The sequence below is a fragment of the Streptomyces longwoodensis genome (assembly GCF_001514125.1).
GTDB lineage: Bacteria > Actinomycetota > Actinomycetes > Streptomycetales > Streptomycetaceae > Streptomyces > Streptomyces longwoodensis.
The window spans coordinates 190,536-205,403 of sequence record NZ_KQ948552.1 but is presented as its reverse complement, the minus strand read 5'-3'; the positions used below and the strand labels follow the sequence as shown (position 1 = coordinate 205,403).

16 protein-coding genes are annotated in these 14,868 nt (G+C 74.0%); 7 read left to right on the top strand and 9 right to left on the bottom strand.

The window, feature by feature from the left end; translation table 11 throughout:
- Window positions 1-232: 232 nt before the first annotated feature.
- The 4 genes from AQJ30_RS13420 to AQJ30_RS13405 all read right to left on the bottom strand — a co-directional run bounded on the left by AQJ30_RS13420 (window position 233) and on the right by AQJ30_RS13405 (window position 3,955).
- The gene (locus AQJ30_RS13420) at window positions 233-796 is read right to left on the bottom strand and encodes a hemerythrin domain-containing protein (protein ID WP_067233101.1); all 564 of its coding nucleotides are present in this window, start codon (window positions 794-796) and stop codon (window positions 233-235) included.
- 95 nt (window positions 797-891) lie between these two features.
- Window positions 892-1,437 carry a DUF1360 domain-containing protein gene (locus AQJ30_RS13415; RefSeq protein WP_079084004.1) on the bottom strand — a complete coding sequence of 182 codons (546 nt, stop codon included), beginning with the start codon at window positions 1,435-1,437 and terminating at the stop codon, window positions 892-894.
- 70 nt (window positions 1,438-1,507) lie between these two features.
- On the bottom strand, window positions 1,508-3,394 hold the full coding sequence (locus tag AQJ30_RS13410; protein WP_067233099.1) for a protein kinase domain-containing protein: 1,887 nt from the start codon (window positions 3,392-3,394) through the stop codon (window positions 1,508-1,510).
- A 105-nt stretch (window positions 3,395-3,499) separates the two neighbouring features.
- The gene (locus AQJ30_RS13405) at window positions 3,500-3,955 is read right to left on the bottom strand and encodes a MarR family winged helix-turn-helix transcriptional regulator (protein WP_067233097.1); all 456 of its coding nucleotides are present in this window, start codon (window positions 3,953-3,955) and stop codon (window positions 3,500-3,502) included.
- Window positions 3,956-4,139: 184 nt separating this feature from the next.
- Between AQJ30_RS13405 and AQJ30_RS13400 the strand changes: the two genes are divergently transcribed.
- Window positions 4,140-5,597: an MFS transporter gene (locus tag AQJ30_RS13400; protein WP_067233096.1), complete on the top strand. Its 1,458-nt coding sequence runs from the start codon at window positions 4,140-4,142 to the stop codon at window positions 5,595-5,597.
- Window positions 5,598-5,682: 85 nt separating this feature from the next.
- On the opposite strand, the gene AQJ30_RS13395 is transcribed toward AQJ30_RS13400, so the two are convergent.
- Window positions 5,683-6,246 (bottom strand): NADPH-dependent FMN reductase, encoded by a 564-nt coding sequence (locus AQJ30_RS13395; RefSeq protein ID WP_067233094.1) that lies wholly within the window; start codon window positions 6,244-6,246, stop codon window positions 5,683-5,685.
- A gap of 120 nt (window positions 6,247-6,366) precedes the next feature.
- Between AQJ30_RS13395 and AQJ30_RS13390 the strand changes: the two genes are divergently transcribed.
- Window positions 6,367-7,089: a TetR/AcrR family transcriptional regulator gene (locus AQJ30_RS13390; RefSeq protein ID WP_067233093.1), complete on the top strand. Its 723-nt coding sequence runs from the start codon at window positions 6,367-6,369 to the stop codon at window positions 7,087-7,089.
- Window positions 7,090-7,159: 70 nt separating this feature from the next.
- A complete protein-coding gene (locus tag AQJ30_RS13385; RefSeq protein ID WP_067233092.1) occupies window positions 7,160-8,209 on the top strand; it encodes a LacI family DNA-binding transcriptional regulator in 1,050 nt (349 codons plus the stop codon).
- Between the two features lie 218 nt (window positions 8,210-8,427).
- On the opposite strand, the gene AQJ30_RS13380 is transcribed toward AQJ30_RS13385, so the two are convergent.
- Window positions 8,428-9,279 carry an alpha/beta fold hydrolase gene (locus AQJ30_RS13380; protein ID WP_067233090.1) on the bottom strand — a complete coding sequence of 284 codons (852 nt, stop codon included), beginning with the start codon at window positions 9,277-9,279 and terminating at the stop codon, window positions 8,428-8,430.
- 100 nt (window positions 9,280-9,379) lie between these two features.
- On the opposite strand from AQJ30_RS13380, the gene AQJ30_RS13375 reads away from it, so the two are divergent.
- Together AQJ30_RS13375 and AQJ30_RS13365 are read left to right on the top strand one after the other, a co-directional pair.
- Window positions 9,380-9,799, top strand: coding sequence for a winged helix-turn-helix transcriptional regulator (locus AQJ30_RS13375; protein WP_067233088.1), 420 nt, complete (start codon window positions 9,380-9,382; stop codon window positions 9,797-9,799).
- Window positions 9,800-10,054: 255 nt separating this feature from the next.
- Entirely contained in the window at window positions 10,055-10,477 is a 423-nt protein-coding gene (locus AQJ30_RS13365; RefSeq protein WP_067233085.1) for a hypothetical protein, read from the top strand.
- A 101-nt stretch (window positions 10,478-10,578) separates the two neighbouring features.
- On the opposite strand, the gene trxA is transcribed toward AQJ30_RS13365, so the two are convergent.
- Window positions 10,579-10,980, bottom strand: coding sequence for a thioredoxin (gene trxA, locus AQJ30_RS13360; protein ID WP_067233084.1), 402 nt, complete (start codon window positions 10,978-10,980; stop codon window positions 10,579-10,581).
- A gap of 142 nt (window positions 10,981-11,122) precedes the next feature.
- On the opposite strand from trxA, the gene AQJ30_RS13355 reads away from it, so the two are divergent.
- Entirely contained in the window at window positions 11,123-12,541 is a 1,419-nt protein-coding gene (locus AQJ30_RS13355) for a dihydrolipoyl dehydrogenase family protein (protein WP_067233082.1), read from the top strand.
- Between the two features lie 101 nt (window positions 12,542-12,642).
- Here the strand turns inward: AQJ30_RS13355 and AQJ30_RS13350 are convergent, their stop codons facing one another.
- Window positions 12,643-13,287: a peptide deformylase gene (locus AQJ30_RS13350; RefSeq protein ID WP_067233080.1), complete on the bottom strand. Its 645-nt coding sequence runs from the start codon at window positions 13,285-13,287 to the stop codon at window positions 12,643-12,645.
- A gap of 109 nt (window positions 13,288-13,396) precedes the next feature.
- Window positions 13,397-13,762 (bottom strand): tetratricopeptide repeat protein, encoded by a 366-nt coding sequence (locus tag AQJ30_RS13345; protein ID WP_067233560.1) that lies wholly within the window; start codon window positions 13,760-13,762, stop codon window positions 13,397-13,399.
- Between the two features lie 121 nt (window positions 13,763-13,883).
- Between AQJ30_RS13345 and AQJ30_RS13340 the strand changes: the two genes are divergently transcribed.
- Window positions 13,884-14,849, top strand: coding sequence for a pirin family protein (locus tag AQJ30_RS13340; RefSeq protein ID WP_067233559.1), 966 nt, complete (start codon window positions 13,884-13,886; stop codon window positions 14,847-14,849).
- Window positions 14,850-14,868: the final 19 nt, after the last annotated feature.

Below are 14,868 nucleotides of genomic sequence, written 5' to 3'. Positions count from 1 at the left end.
GCGGCCGTTCCGGCCCAGTCGTTCAGGGCGCGGACCATCGTGGCAGAAGGGGCCGCCGGTGCCGGCGTGACGCACGCCGCACCCGTCCGGACCTACGCGCCAACGCCCGTCGGGCGGAGCGCGGTTGGAACACCGAGTGGCCTTGCTCACAAGGGGGTTTGAACCGGACCGACCCGGGCACGGGCGAGGGCCCCTCACCCGCGGTGAGGGGCCCTCGCCCGGTGCGGCCGCGTCAGTCCGTCTTGCCGCGACCCGAGAGCGCGTCGCGCAGCCGGTCCACCAGACCGGCTCCCGGTGCCAGCATCTTGTTGGCCGGCGGGTGGTCCGGCGCGGCCGGGTGCGGCCGGGTCGGCGCGACCTTCTTCGCCTGGCGCACCTTGTCGCCCAGCTGGTCCAGCGCCTCGGGAGGACAGGAGGCCCGCAGCCGCACGAAGAGGTTCCCCTCCTCGTCGGCGACGTGCGCGCGGATCTCCGCCATGAGCCGGGTGACGAGACGGTCGAACTCCGGGTCGTCCGCCTCGCAGCCCTCCAGGTCCTTCATCAGCTGCTCGGCCTCGGCGTGGTCCTCGAGCTCCTTGTCGGCCAGCGCGTCGCCGCCCGGGACGTGCTCGCGCACGGCCGGGTACAGGTACATCTCCTCGGCGACCGAGTGCCGCACGAGCTCCATGACCGCCTGCTCGGCGTGCACCTTCCGCTTCTTGTCACCGGAGGGCAGCGCCTCGATCTTGCCGAAGAGCTCCTCGACCTCACGATGATCGGTCATCAGCTCGTCGATGACGTTCCCGCCGTGTCCCATGCCCTTTCACCTCCATGCCGGTCGCGGCGGCCCCTGGCGGGCGCGCCGCGGCCTGTCGAGTGCCCCGCTCCCGGACGGTCACACGGTGCCGTCGTTCAGCTCTCGGTGGTCTGCTGCGTCCAGGTCCACGCGTAGTGCAGGAAGTCCGACACCGTCAGGGCGCCGAGGCCCGCGCTCGCCAGCCGGGTGGCCCGCGGCGCGGCGGCGTACCCGCACACCAGGGCCCCCATCACCCAGGTGGCGGTGCAGAAGGGGCACGCCACCAGGTCGCCCACCGCGCGCCGCACCCCGGTGCCGCGCGGCTCGTCCATGACCTCGGCGGCCTCACCCTGGTCCGCCCGGCGGGTGAACGGCGCCCGTACGAAACTGGTGATCTTGGCCCGGGTCAGCACCCGGGACATCTTGTACGTCGCCGTGCCGAGCAGGGCGACGTCCCACGGCGGCACCCGGTCGGGCAGCCGTACGCCGCGCCGCCTGGCCACCGCGGTGAACGTGCCGATCCCCGCCGTGAAGATGCCGGCGAGCACGGCGTACCCGACGAGGGGCGTCGCGTCCGCGGCGCCGTACCCCTCGTCGCCCTCGTGGCTGTCGTGGGCGTCGCGGTGGTCGGGGGCGTCCTCGTGGACGGCATCGGTCGTCATGGCACCTCCAGGAGCGTGTTCGGCGTCCCCGGGTACCCCGCGCCCCTGCGGCAATCGCCCCTGATCGGAGTCATTCGGCGGCGCGCAGCGCCACCCAGGTCCCCCGGGTCACGACGCCGTCCGCCGTGAGGCCCCGGTCGCCCTGGAAGGCGCGGACCGCCTGCTCCGTGCCGGTGCCGAACTCGCCGTCCGGATCGGTGCCGGCGACGCCGTAGCCGCGCGCGGTGAGCATGCACTGCACCTGCCGGACCTGCTTGCCGGTGTCGCCCGGGCCGGTGCGTCCGCTGCCCTCGTAGGAGGTGCAGTCGGTGTTCCAGGGCTGGGCCGCCGGCGCGGACGCCGGGGCGCTGGTCGCGGGTGCGGGTCCGGTGGGGTCCCCGGTGGTCGCCGCGGGGGACGCGGTGCCCGTCGGTGCGGCGGTGGCGTGGGCCGGCCCGGTCGGCGGGGCCGGCTGCCGCCCCGGCCCCTCCGACCCGGTGACGGCCTGCCCGCCGGGCTCGCCGGCGACGGACGCGCCGTCGGAGACGCGGGACGCGGACGGGGACACGCCGCCCCTGCGGGCGCCGCCGGGCAGGGCCCCGGACGCCGTGGCGACCGCGCCCGGCGCGTGGGCCGTCGCCGGACCGTCCTCGCGGGTCAGCACCAGGACTCCGGCGGCGACGGCGGACAGCGTGACGCCGGCGGTGACGGCCAGCGTCTGCCTGCGGCGCAGCCGCCGGGCCCGTAACGCCGCGGGGGCCACATCGGCGGACGGCGCGGAGGTGGGACCGGGCTGCCCGGAGCCGGGGGAGTGCGCACGCTCCCGGCCCTGCGGACCTCCGTGCGCCTCCGCCGCCTGCCGGTCCTGCGGACGCCCGTACGGCCCCACCCCCTGCCGGTCCCGCGGACGCCCGTCCGCCCCCGGCACCGGCCCGCTCACCTCCGCCGGCAGCAGTCCGGCCCGTGCCCGCACCCCCGGCGGCCACAGCAGCGCCGCCCGTGCCACGGGGAGCCGGTGCAGGGTGTCGTACGCCCGTTGCCGCGCCAGCACCCGGCTGTGCACGGGCTCGGGCCAGCCGGCCACCGGGACGTGCGGCTCGGCCGCGTCGACGAGGTCCTGCGGGGTGGGCCGGTCGGCGGGCTCCTTGGCCAGGCAGCGGGTCAGCAGGGCGCCCAGGTCCGGGTCGCCTGCGCGGACCGCGCCGATCACGTCCGGGTCGGGCTCCTCGAAGGCCACCCGGTGCATCACGTCGACGCCGGTGCCGTCGCCGAACGGGCCGCGCCCGGCCGCCGCGTAGACCAGTGACCCGGCGAGCGAGAACACGTCGGAGGCGGTGTCGCAGTGCCCCGTGCGCAGGTACTCGGGGGACATGTAGGCGGGTGTGCCCACCCGGTTGCCGGTGCCGGTGACGGCGCTCGCGTCGACGGCCTTGGAGATGCCGAAGTCGATGACGTGGGCGCCGTCGGGGCAGAGCAGGACGTTGGACGGCTTGAGGTCCCGGTGCACGACGCCGGCCGCGGACAGGGCGAGCAGCGCGCGGCCGAGGTCCGCGAGCAACTGCCAGACGGCGGCGCCCGCCAGCGAGCCGTCCTCGCGGACCACGGCCGCCAGGTCCACGCCGGGCAGGTACTCGGTGGCCATCCACAGCAGGTCGTCGTCCAGGCCGGTGCCGCACAGCCGGGGCGCGTGGGGCGGGCCGACGCGGGAGTGCACCGCCGCCTCGTGGGCGAAGCGCCGCTGGAAGCGGGTGTCCTCGGCGTACTCGGGACGGATCACCTTGACCGCGTACAGTCCGGGCTCGTCGTCGGCGGACCGGGCCAGGTAGACGCGCCCCATGCCGCCGCTGCCCAGCAGGGCGAGGGGGACGTGGGGGCCCACCCGGACCGGGTCGCCCGGCCGCAGGGGAGCGGCGCCGGTCTGCCGGAGGGCCGCCGATTCGTGCGCGGTGGGGCTCGGTGGTGTGGTCCGGTCGGACACGGAACTCCCGAAGTGATGTTCGCCGTACGCAAGTTCGCTCGCAGAAGGGTCACGAGGCTAGCCCAGGAGCGGCCCTTGGTCAGGCGTTCGAACGGTTCCGGTGCTTCAGGGGCGTGGCCAGGGACGGCCGCCGATGCGCTCGATGCCGTGGTTGAAGCGGCGCAGGTAGCCGGCGAAGGCGGCGATGTCGTCGTCGGACCAGTCGGCCATCACCTGGTCCAGCACCTCGACGATGCCCTCGCGCTCCTCGTCCAGCAGGCGTGAACCCTCCGCGGTGATGCGGAACTTGCGGGCCATCCCGCCGCCCGGGTCCGCGATGCGCTCCAGCAGTCCGGCGCGGGTCGCGGCCGCCGTCTGCCGGTTGAGGGTGGAGGCGTCCAGGCCGAAGGCGTCGCTGAGTTCGCCGATCGTCATCGGGCCCTGGACGCGGATCCGGCTGAGCAGGATGTAGGCGCTGCGCTCCAGCACGCCGTCCTGGCGCCGCCCCCCGCGCCGGCTGAGGAAGGTGTGGCGGCTGAGCAGCATCTGCTCGTACTCGACGTCGTGCGTCGGCCTCTCCATGCGCGGGCCTCCTGTTCGCGGTGCGCCTCCATCCTTGCACACGGGCGTGCATCAGCCACATGGCATGCGTCGTACATGTCGCATGTAGGATGCACATCCTTCGCGGTCCTTCCCCGGTCCACCGGCCACCGGGCCACCGGCCACCGGTCGGCCGATCCACCGACAGAGAGTCGAGGAGTCCTCCATGGACGCCCCCCAGCCCACCGCGCGCACCGGCGGCGTGGTCGCCACGCTCGCGCTGGCCGGCACCACGGCCGCGATCATGCAGACCCTGGTCACCCCGCTGATAGCCGAGCTGCCGCAGATCCTCGACACCTCGCCGTCGAACGCGGCCTGGGTCATCACCGTCACCCTGCTGGTGGCCGCGGTCTGCGTACCGATCTCCGGGCGGCTCGGCGACCTCGCCGGCAAGCGCCGGATGCTGCTGGCCTGCGTCGTGCCCCTGGTCGTCGGCTCCGTGGTGTGCGCCCTGGCCTCCGGGGTCGTGCCGATGATCGTCGGACGAGGGCTCCAGGGCATGGGCATGGGCATGGTGCCGCTGGGCATCGCCCTGCTGCGCGACGTCGTCCCGGCGGAGAAGCTCAGCTCCTCCATCGCCCTGGTCAGCGCCTCCATGGGCATCGGCGGCGGCCTCGGTCTGCCCATCGCCGCCGCGATCGCCCAGTACGCCGACTGGCGGGTGCTCTTCTGGGGCTCGGCCGGCCTCGCCGCCGCCATCGGGGTGCTGATCTGGTTCCTGGTCCCGGACGTGCCGGCCGGCGCCAAGGGGCAGCGCTTCGACCTCGCGGGCGCGCTCGGCCTCGCCGTCGGCCTGGTGTGCCTGCTGCTCGCGGTGTCCAAGGGCGCCGACTGGGGCTGGGGTTCGGCCACCACGCTCGGCCTGTTCGCCGCCTCCGTGGTCGTCCTGCTCGCCTGGGGCCTGTGGGAGGTGCGCACCAGCGATCCGTTGATCGACCTGCGCACCACGGCCCGTCCCCGGGTTCTGCTCACCAACGTCGCCTCGGTGTTCGTCGGCTTCGGCATGTACGCGAGCATGCTGGTGATGCCGCAGCTGCTGCAGTTCCCCGAGGCCACCGGCTACGGCCTGGGCCAGTCGATGCTGGCGGCCGGCCTGTGGATGGCGCCCGGCGGCCTCACGATGATGGTCGTCTCACCGCTGGGCGGGAAGCTCACCAACGCCCGCGGTCCGAAGGTCACCCTGGTCTGCGGCGCGCTCGTGCTGGCCGCCGGGTACGCGCTCGCGCAGGCCCTGATCGGCACGGCCTGGGGCGTCATGCTCGTCACCCTGGTCACCAGCGGCGGCGTGGGCCTGGCCTACGGGGCGATGCCCGCCCTGATCATGGGCTCGGTCCCGCTGTCCGAGACCGCCGCCGCCAACGGCTTCAACACCCTGATGCGCTCGCTCGGCACGTCGATCGGCTCGGCCGTCATCGGGGTGATCCTCGCTCAGATGACCACCAGCATGGGCGGGTACACCTTCGCCTCCGAGACCGGCTTCCGCACCGCGCTGCTCGTCGGCGGCGGTCTGGCGCTGGTCTCCGCGGCGATCGCGGCCGTCATCCCCGCCGCACGGACCGAGCCGCTGCGGCACGCGCCGGATCCGGCCGGTGAGCCCGGCGGGGCCCCGGTGGCGCGGGCCTGAAGAGGGAGCCCGCACACGAAGGAGCACGAAGAAGAGGGAGGGTGCCGTAGGACGGCACCCTCCCTCTTTGCTGCGTCGGCGGGGGTCAGGCGGCGACGGCCTCGCCCGCGTGGCCGTGCAGGCGCGCGACGACCTCGGTCAGCTGCGCGGCGACCTCGGCGTCGTCGACCGGGTGGGTCTCGGCGAAGCGGGTCACGGAGCCGGGGATCGAGAGCTTGATGTCCTCGATGACCTTGCCGCCGGCGATGCCCACGGCCTTGCGGGTCTCGTCCTGCGCCCACACGCCGCCGTACTGGCCGAAGGCGGTGCCGATCACGGCGACGGGCTTGCCGCCGAAGGCGCCGGCACCGTACGGGCGGGACAGCCAGTCGATGGCGTTCTTCAGCACGGCGGGGATGGTGCCGTTGTACTCGGGCGAGAAGAAGAGGAAGGCGTCGGCGGCCTGGGCGGCCTCACGCAGCTTGGCGGCGGGGGCCGGCACGGCGCCCTCGACGTCGAGGTCCTCGTTGTAGAAGGGGATGTCGGCCAGGCCCTCGAAGAGCACCACCTCGGCGCCCTCCGGAGCGAGCTTGACGGCCGCCTCGGCGAGCTGGCGGTTGTGCGAACCGGCGCGGAGGCTGCCGACGAGCGCGAGGATGCGAACAGACATGGGGGTACTCCCAGGGAGGCTGAAACATTGCGGTAACGATCCGGACCGAGGTCCGTTTAATTTCTAGCACTGTAACCGGACCGCGGTCCAGTTTGATACCCGGTGCTTTACGCTGTCTTCATGTCCGCCGCGCTGCCGCCCTTCCCGCACACCGAGGAGCCCTTCGGCCGAACCGAGTTGCTCCAGCTCGACACCGCCGCCCACGAACCCAACGCGTGCCTGCGGGCCGACGCCGCCCGCAACCGGGCCCGGCTGCTGGACGCCGCCGCCCGGCTGGTCGCGGAGCACGGCGCGGCCGGGGTCACGATGGAGGCGGTGGCCGCCGCGGCGAACGTCGGCAAGGGCACCGTCTTCCGCCGCTTCGGCGACCGTACCGGCCTGCTGACCGCGCTGCTGGACCACTCCGAAAAGAAGTTCCAGGCCGCCTTCCTCGGCGGACCGCCCCCGCTCGGTCCCGGCGCGCCGCCCGTGGAGCGGCTGCGCGCGTTCGGCTGCGCCATGCTGCGGCGCTCGGCCGAACAGCTCGACCTGCAACTGGCGGCCGAGCCCAGCGCGGACCGCCGGTTCGCCTCGCCCCCGCTGCGGGTACTGCACGGCCACGTCGTCCTGCTGCTGCGCCAGGCGGTCCCGGACGCGGACACCGAGCTGGTCGCGCACACGCTCATGGGGTACCTCAACCCGGTCCTCATCCACCACCTCACCCGCCAGTGCGGGATGCCGCTGGAGCGGCTGGAGGACGGCTGGACCGACCTGGTCGACCGCGTGACCGCACCGGCGTGCAGCACCCCCGCCGCACCGGCGCGCAGGACCTCCGCCGCACCGGCCCCTGGGGTCAACTCCTGACCTGGCAAAGGCGGTTGACGGACGGAGGTTGACGCCCCCGGCCGCGGGGGAGCGGCGGGCCTCTGCCAGGATGCGGTACGTCATGGTGCAGATTCCCGACCCGCCCGCGCCGCCGTCGTCGCCGGCGTCGCGCCCCGTGCCCACGAGCGCGGACGTGGCCCGCCTGGCCGGCGTCTCGCGCGCCACCGTCTCCTACGTCCTGAACAACGCAGGCGCCGTACGCATCAGCGAACCCACCCGCCGCCGCGTCCACGAGGCCGCCCGCGAACTCGGCTACGTCCCGCACGCCGCCGCCCGCAGCCTGCGCGCCGGCCACAGCCGCATGGTCCTGATGCCCGCCCCGCCCGTGCCCGCCGGCCCGCTCTACAGCCAGTTCGTGCACGACTTCCAGCAGGCCCTCGGCCGCCTCGACTACACCGTCGTCCAGTACGGCGCCAGCGGGCTGCGCGGTGACGAGGCGGCCCGCGCCTGGGCCGAGCTGCGGCCGGTCGCCGTACTGGTGCCGGGACCCGGCATCGGCCCGGAGGGCGTCGCCGTCCTCAAGCGGTCCGGCGCCCGCGCGGTCGTCACGCTGGGCTGCGACCGGGTCGAGGGCGCCCACGCCCTGCTGCTCGACCACGAGACGGTCGGCCGGGCCGCCGCCCGGCACCTGTACGACCGCGGCCGGCGGCGCGTCGGCGTCGTGGTGCCCCGGGAGCGGAGCCTGGACATGTTCTCCCGGCCCCGGCTGGCCGGGGCCCGCGCCGCCCTGGACGGCACCGACGCCACCGTCACCGAGCTGTCCCTCGCCTACACCGAGGAGTCCGCGCGCGCCCTCGCGGCCCGCTGGCGCGAGCTCGGCCTGGACGCCGTGTTCGCGTTCAACGACGAGTACGCCGTGCTGGTGCTGAGCGCCCTCGCCGAGCGGGGCGTCCGCGTCCCCGAGGACACGGCCGTCATCGGCGCCGACGACCTCCTGCTGGGCAGGCTGGTGCGCCCCCGGCTCAGCACCGTCCACATCCGGCTGCCCTCCGGCCGGGACCTCGCCGAACTCGTCGACCGCGCGGTCCGCAACCCCGGCACCCCGCCCGAGTCCAGGGAACTGCTCGCGGCGACGGTGGTGGGACGGGAGTCCAGCTAGGCCGTGTCTTTCGGATCAGCCCGACTCGGAGCGACGGCGCCTTGACAGTGCCGGTGAGCGGGGCTTGGTGCGTGCAGCTGCAAGGCGGAGGAGGGAGTCGACGCGGAGCGTCGGGGACCGACGACAACGCGGCAGATGTGCGTGCCAAGCCCTGCGGCCCCGGGGTGATCCGAAAGACACGGCCTAGGCGTGGGGTGGTGCGCGGGTCGCCCGCCTGGTCACTCCGCTCGCGCGTCCTCACCGGCCAGGAACGGGCGCAACAGGGTGAGCAGGGCGCGCGGCCGGTGCAGCGGGATGATGTGGCCGCAGTCCTCGATGACGTGTCCGGTGAGATCGTCGGTGAACGGACGGAGCTGGCGTTCCAGCGCGGCGCCGACCGGCCGGGCGCCCAGCGCCATCGTCGGCACCGTCAGGCGGGCGGTGGCGACCGCCCGCTCGATCTGCGCGGCGCTCTCGGGCAGGGCCCGGTAGTACGAGAACGCGCAGCGCAACGCCTCACGGCCGGTGTACGCGCGGACGAAGGCGTCCCGGAGGGCGGGGCGCACCCCGTCGCCGAGCGTCCCGGCTTTCAGGAACCAGTCGACGTAGGCGTCCTCGTGGCCCTCGAGGACGGTCTCCGCGAGGCCGGGCGCGGCGGAGTGGAAGCCGAACCACCACGGCGGCCCGTCGGCGAGGAAGTCCTCGGCGCCGGGCAGCCTGCCCAGCAGGGACTCCATGACGACCAGGCGCCGCACGAGACCGGGGCGGTGCAGGGCGAGCAGGAAGGCCGGCGCCGTGCCCGCGTCGATGCCCACCACCGCGGCCGAGGACACACCGAGCGCGGTGAGGAGCGCCGCGGCGTCCTCGGCCAGGCCGGCCGCGTCGTACCCCGAGGCGGCCCGGCCGCTCGCGCCGAACCCGCGCAGGTCCGGCGCGATGACGCGGTGGCGGCCGGACAGACCGGCCATGACGTCCGTCCACACCTCCCAGGTGTGCGGGAAGCCGTGCAGCAGCAGGACGGCCGGGCCCGACCCGGCGAGGGCGACGTTCAGTTCGACACCGTTGGCGGGGACGCGTCGCAGCTCGGGCATGGCGGGGCTCCAGGGCAGTGAGGAATGGTGACCACGTCACGCTAGGGAACTAGGCTGGTCCGCCCAAGACGGCACTTTCCCCTCAGGTGGTGAGCCCCAGGTGACCACGTCGAAGGCCGACGGACGTGACCAGCGCCCCGGAGAGCGCGGTGACCTGCTGGATCCGCTCTGCCCGACCCGCCGGTTGCTCGACCGGATCGGCACCAAGTGGACGTCGATGGCGGTCAAGGTCCTGGCCGAGGAGGCCCCGGGCGAGCTCCGTTTCGCGGAACTGCGGCGCCGTGTCCCGGGCATCTCGCAGAAGATGCTCTCCGTCACTCTGCGGAGCCTGGTCCGCGACGGCCTGGTCGCGCGCCGCGTGGAACCCACCGTGCCACCCGCCGTCCACTACCGGCTCACCGCACTCGGCCTGTCCCTCGAGACACCGCTCGCCGCGCTGCGCCTCTGGGCCGAGACGCACATGCCGGAGATCGACCGCAGCAACCAACTCGCCGACGCGTCACCCCCCCACCCACGGTGAGCCGACCTGATGTTGCTCGAGCCGAGCCCACACGGATTGGTCTGCAACATTCCCGTCCGCCATCGCGTCGGTGAGGTGTAGGTCGGCGTACGGCTCCGAGGGGTGGGGATGTGGGCAGGTCGCGGTCAGGACCGGGGTGGCCAGCCCGTTGAAGCCGAACCCGCTCGTCTTCAGCCGGACGGCCGACATGAGAGATGACCCGGGTGGCGCCCCGGGCCCTTCACCCGCGGCCTCACCGTGCAAGGGAGCTACACCATGATCCGCCCGGAAACCGCCTGGGTCCTCTTCGCTGCCGGCCTGATCTTCCTCGCCTCACTGGTCCTCGGGGTGTGGAAATGGCAGCAGTCGATAGCGTCCGAAACCGGGACAGCACACCGATACGTCAACGTGGCTCACAACGCTGGACTGATGTACGCCCTCGCGACAACGGCCATCGTGGCACCGCTCGTCCAGTTCTCCGGCTGGCCGTCCGCAGTGAACATCACCGCCGCATCAGTGATCATCGGAATGTTCATCGTGACGATCTCGAACTACGTACGGCTCGGGATCGAGGGGCGAACCGACAACCAGATGCGCGACCGGAGATCCAGCCTCCGTGGTGTACGCGAGGCCCTGATCATCGGTGAGATCGGCGGCACCGCCGTCCTGCTGGCCGGCTTCGCCTCGGCCCAGCTGTAGGTGAACAGGGCGCAGCGCATCGCCCTGAGGGCTCGGCACCGAAGACCCGGCGGGCGATCTTGTCGTCCGCCGGTCGCTCGCCTTCCGAAAGAAACGACGTCTTACTCGGCGGTCCCGGACGCCTCGGCGGTCCCGGACGCCGCCTGCTGCTCGGCGATCTGCTTGCGGACCTCGTCCATGTCCAGCTTGCGGGCCTGCCCGATGACGTCCGTGAGCGCGGCCTCGGGCAGCGCGCCCGGCTGGGCGAAGATCGCGACCTGGTCGCGCACGATCATCAGCGTGGGGATCGACTGGATGCCGAAGGCCGCGGCCAGCTCGGGCTGCGCCTCGGTGTCCACCTTGCCGAACACCAGGTCGGGGTTGTCCTCGGCGGCCTTCTCGTAGACCGGGGCGAACTGACGGCACGGCCCGCACCAGGCCGCCCAGAAGTCGATCAGGACGAACTCGTTGTCCGTGACGGTCTGGTCGAAGTTCTCCTTGGTGAGCTCCACGGTGCTGCTCATGACGTCATTCCCTCTTCCCGGTGCTTCCTGCCAGGTGCGTCCTGGCAGGGCGAAGCCGTCCGCACAACGCGGCCGGCGGATCGCGTATTCCGGGCCCCTACCCGTGTGGCCGGGCAGCACACCCACCCTCCAGACTGACCCCATGACGGAAACGGAAACCATCGCTTACGACGTCGTGGTGCTCGGCGCCGGCCCCGTGGGCGAGAACGTCGCCGACCGCACCCGCGCGGCCGGTCTGTCCACCGCGGTCGTGGAGAGCGAGCTGGTCGGCGGCGAGTGCTCCTACTGGGCCTGCATGCCGAGCAAGGCGCTGCTGCGCCCAGCGATCGCCCGCGCCGACGCCCGCCGGGTGCCGGGCCTAGGCCAGTCGGTCCAGGGCCCCCTGGACGCCGCCGCGGTCCTCGCCCACCGGGACTACGAGACCTCGCACTGGAAGGACGACGGCCAGGTCCAGTGGCTGGAGGGCGTCGGCGCCGACCTGTACCGCGGGCAGGGCCGGCTGACCGGCCCCCGCACGGTGCGGGTCGGTGACACGGTCCTCACCGCCCGCCACGCCGTCGCCGTCTGCACCGGCAGCCGCGCCGCCCTGCCCGACCTGCCCGGACTCGCCGACATCACCCCCTGGACCAGCCGCGAGGCGACCAGCTCGCAGAGCGTGCCGGGCCGGCTCGTCGTGGTCGGCGGCGGTGTCGTCGCCGTCGAGATGGCCACCGCCTGGCAGGCCCTCGGCTCGCGGGTGACCCTCCTGGTCCGCGGCAAGGGCCTGCTGCCGCGGATGGAGCCCTTCGCCGGGGAGCTCGTCGCCGAGGCGCTGAGCGAGGCCGGGGCGGACGTGCGCACCGGCACCTCCGTCGCCTCGGTCGCCCGCGCGGACGACGGTTCGGTCGTCGTCACCACCGAGGGCGGCGAGCGGATCGAGACCGACGAGATCCTCTTCGCCACCGGCCGCGCCCCGCGCACCGACGACATCGGCCTGGACACGGTGGGCCTGGAGCCGGGCTCGTGGCTGGACGTCGACGACAGCCTGCGCGTCACCGGCACCGACTGGCTGTACGCGGTCGGCGACGTCAACCACCGCGCCCTGCTCACCCACCAGGGCAAGTACCAGGCCCGCATCGCGGGCGCCGCCATCGCCGCCCGCGCCTCGGGCGTGCCGCTGCTGGAGACCGACCCGTGGGGCGCCCACGCGGCCACCGCCGACCACCACGCCGTCCCGCAGGTCGTCTTCACCGACCCCGAGGCAGCGTCCGTGGGCCTGTCCCTGGCGGAGGCCGAGCAGGCCGGCCACCGGGTGCGCGCCGTGGACGTCGACCTGGCATCGGTGGCCGGCGCGGGCCTGTACGCCGACGGCTACAAGGGCCGCGCCCGGATGGTCGTCGACCTGGAGGAGGAGATCGTCCGCGGGGTGACCCTGGTCGGCCCCGGCGTCGGTGAACTGATCCACTCCGCCACCATCGCCGTCGCCGGCCGCGTCCCGGTCAGCCGCCTGTGGCACGCGGTCCCGTCGTACCCGACGATCAGCGAGGTGTGGCTGCGCCTGCTGGAGGCGTACCGGGGCTAGAACCGGTGACCGGTGACCGGCCCCGGACCACGGCCGACCGGAGCGGATCCCCGGCCGGGACCCGCTCCGGACCCGGCCGTGCCGGGGGTCCGGGGCGGGTCTCACGGCAGGTCGAAGCCCAGTTCCCGGGCGGCGCGCTCGGGGGTCGGCTGGCTCCAGCGTTCCACCACGGCGTCCTGCGACGACAGCGAGCGCGTCTCGGCGCGGTCGAGGTAGAGCGTGCCGTCCAGGTGGTCCGTCTCGTGCTGGACGATGCGGGCGGGCCACCCGGTGACCAGCTCGTCCAGCGGACGGCCGTGCTCGTCCGCGCCGGTCAGCCGCACCTCGGCGGGCCGGGCCACCACGGCCTGCCACCCCGGCACGCTCAGACAGCCCTCGAAGAACGCGGCCCGCACGGTGCCGACGGGCTCGTACGACGGGTTGACCAGGACCCGGAAGGGCAGCGGCACCCGGCCCCGGGCCACCCGCACCTCCTCCGGGACCGGTGCCGGGTCCTCGACGACCGCGATCCGCAGCTCCACGCCGACCTGCGGCGCGGCGAGGCCGACGCCCGGGGCGGCGCGCATCGTCACGCGCAGGGCCTCGACGAAGCGGGCCAGGAGCGCGGGGTCCAACTGGCCGTCGTAGCGCACCGTCCCGGCGCGCAGCACGGGGTCGCCGGCCGCGACGATCGGCAACGGACCGGCCGTGGCGAGGAGTTCCTCGACGCGCTCGGCAAGGGGCGGACGACTGCGGGGAGATGCCATCCGGTCAGGATGCCACGGCGGTGGGGCGGGGACGAACGGACGACGGGCCCGGCTCCCCGAAGGGAACCGGGCCCGTGCGCCCAGGGGATGGCGTGTCGATCACGCCCGCTCAGACCCGCGCGGACGCGGTGTCGAACTCGCCCGCCAGCGCGGCGGCGATCCGCAGGTGCGACTCCGCCTCCTCGGCGCGCCCCTGGCGCTCCAGGGTGCGGCCGAGCAGCAGCCGGGCGTAGTGCTCGACCGGGTCGCGCTCGACGAGGACGCGCAGCTCGGCCTCGGCGCGGCGCAGTTGGGCCGAGTGGTAGTAGGCGCGGGCCAGCAGCAGCCGCGGCCCGGTCTGCTCCGGCACCTCGGCGACCAGCCCGTCCAGGACGCGCGCGGCGGCGGTGTAGTCCTTGGCGTCGAAGAACATCCGGGCGCGCTCCCAGCGCTCCGCCGGCTCCCCGTGGGCGTAGTACGTGGTGTCGTATGTCATGTCCACTCGTGACCTCCTTCGATGCGCTCAACCCGACCGGGTAGTTGAAAATTCCACAGTCCGGGGGTGGCGGCCGGGGACGGACCTGACGGGCGGTGTGCGGCGGAGCTAGGTTGTGGGCATGAGCAACCTTGACCGGCAGCCGGTGCCCGCCGCGTGCGGCGGCCGCGGATTCGTCGTCGCCGAGCCCGTGCGCGAGCTCCTCAGTCCCCGCACCGTGCAGCTGGGCGAGTCGACGGAGGTCCGCCGGCTGCTGCCCAACCTGGGCCGCAGGATGGTGGGCGCCTGGTGCTTCGTCGACCACTACGGTCCCGACGACATCGCCGACGAGCCCGGCATGCAGGTTCCCCCGCACCCGCACATGGGCCTGCAGACGGTGAGCTGGCTGCACCAGGGCGAGGTGCTGCACCGCGACTCCACCGGCAGCCTCCAGACGATCCGCCCGCGCGAACTCGGCCTGATGACGTCGGGCCGGGCGATCAGCCACTCCGAGGAGAGCCCGAAGGCGCACGCCCGGTTCCTTCACGGCGCCCAGCTGTGGGTCGCCCTGCCGGACCCCCACCGCCACACCGACCCGCACTTCGAGCACCACGCAGACCTGCCGGTCGTCACGGCGCCGGGCCTCGAGGCCACGCTCGTCCTGGGCTCGCTGGACGGGGCGACGTCACCCGGGACGACGTACACCCCGATCGTGGGCGCCGACCTGACCCTGGCCCGCGGGGCGGACGTACGGCTGCCGCTGGAGCCGGACTTCGAGTACGCGGTGCTGTCCATGGCGGGCGAGGCCCACGTGGACGGCGTACCGGTGCTGCCCGGCTCGATGCTGTACCTCGGCTGCGGGCGCACCGACCTCCCGATCCGCGCCGAGTCGGACGCGGGCCTGATGCTGCTGGGCGGTGAGCCGTTCGAGGAGGAGCTGATCATGTTCTGGAACTGGATCGGCCGCACCCAGGAGGAGATCGAACAGGCCCGCCACGACTGGATGACGGGCACGCGCTTCGGCGAGGTCAAGGGCTACGACGGCGCTCCGCTGCCGGCCCCGGAGCTGCCGGCGACACGGCTGAAGCCGCGGGGCCGGGTGCGCTGACCCGGCCGGCCGCGCGGGA